General features: G+C 69.6%; 1 protein-coding gene. It reads right to left on the reverse strand.

Features of this window, described 5'->3' with window-relative positions:
* Nucleotides 1-26: 26 nt before the first annotated feature.
* A complete protein-coding gene (locus tag DC522_RS33410) occupies nucleotides 27-1,511 on the reverse strand; it encodes an NAD-dependent succinate-semialdehyde dehydrogenase (RefSeq protein ID WP_116532682.1) in 1,485 nt (494 codons plus the stop codon).

A 1,511-nucleotide genomic window follows, 5' to 3' on the forward strand; every position in this document is an offset into this window, starting at 1 on the left:
GCCCGGCTCTGTGGGTTATCTGTTGGTCAGAGGCCGGCGAGGCAGACATACTTGAGTTCGAGGAAGCCCTCGAGGCCGTATTTGGAGCCCTCGCGGCCCAGGCCCGACTGCTTGATGCCGCCGAACGGCGCCATCTCGTTGGCCAGCGCCGGCGTGTTCACCCCCACCATGCCGCTCTCCAGCGCCTCCGCCACGCGCCAGACCCGGGCCATGTCGCGGGCGTAGAAATACGCCGCCAGGCCGAACTCGGTGGCGTTGGCCATGGCGATCACCTCCGCCTCGTCCGCAAACGTGATGATCGGCGCCAGCGGCGCAAACGTCTCCTCCTGCGTCACCTTCATGGCCTGGGTGATCCCGGTCATCACCGTCGGCTCGAAGAAGGTGCCGCCCAATTCCGAGCGCCGGCCGCCGACCAGCACCTGGCCGCCCTGGGCGAGCGCGTCCCGGACATGCTCCTCCATCTTGGCCACCGCGCGCTCGTCGATCAGCGGCCCCATGGCGACGCCGGCCTCGGTGCCGCGTCCCAGCTTGAGGCTCCTGGCCTTGGCGGCGAGCTTGTCGGCAAACGCTTCCGCCACGCTGGCCTGGACATAGATCCGGTTGGCGCAGACGCAGGTCTGGCCGGCATTGCGGAACTTCGACGCCGTGGCGCCCTCCACCGCCGCCTCGAGATCGGCATCGTCGAACACGATGAAGGGGGCATTGCCGCCGAGCTCCAGCGACAGGCGCTTGATGCCGTCGCCCGCCTCGCGCATCAGCCAGCGCCCGACCGCGGTCGAGCCGGTGAAGGTGATCTTGGCCACCTGCGGGTTGCGGCAGAACTCCTCGCCGATCGGCCTGGCCTCGCCGGTGATCACCGAGAACGCCCCCTTGGGCACGCCCGCCCGCTCGGCCAGCACCGCCAGCGCCAGCGCCGAGAGCGGGGTCTGGGCGGCGGGTTTCAACACCATGGTGCAGCCGGCCGCCAGCGCCGGCCCGACCTTGCGGGTGATCATGCCATTGGGAAAGTTCCAGGGCGTGATCGCCGCGCACACGCCGACCGGCTGTTTCAGCACCAGGATGCGCTGGCTCGGATTGGCGCCGGGAATGATGTCGCCGTCGATGCGCTTGGCCTCTTCCGCGAACCACTCGATGTAGGCGGCGTTCGACACCACCTCGGCCTTGGCCTCAGGCAACGGCTTGCCCTGCTCGGTGGTGAGGAGCAGCGCCAGGTCGTCGGCATTTTCGATGATGAGGTCGTACCACTTCTTCAGGACCTGGCTGCGCTCCTTGGCGGTGCGCCGGGCCCAGGTCTTCTGGACCTCATGCGCCGTGGCGATGGCGCGGCGGGCGGCCTCCGGCCCGAGATCGGGCACGGTGGTGATCAGCGCCCCGTCGAAGGGGTCGGTGACCGGGATGGTCCGGCCGTCGGGGGCATCCACCCACGCGCCCGCCACATAGGCCTGGGACACCAGCAGGGACGCGTCCCGCAGCTCGGGCACGCGACGGTCCGGGCGATTGTGTGCTGTCAT

It is taken from the genome of Microvirga sp. KLBC 81 (assembly GCF_003075415.1).
Lineage (GTDB): Bacteria > Pseudomonadota > Alphaproteobacteria > Rhizobiales > Beijerinckiaceae > Microvirga.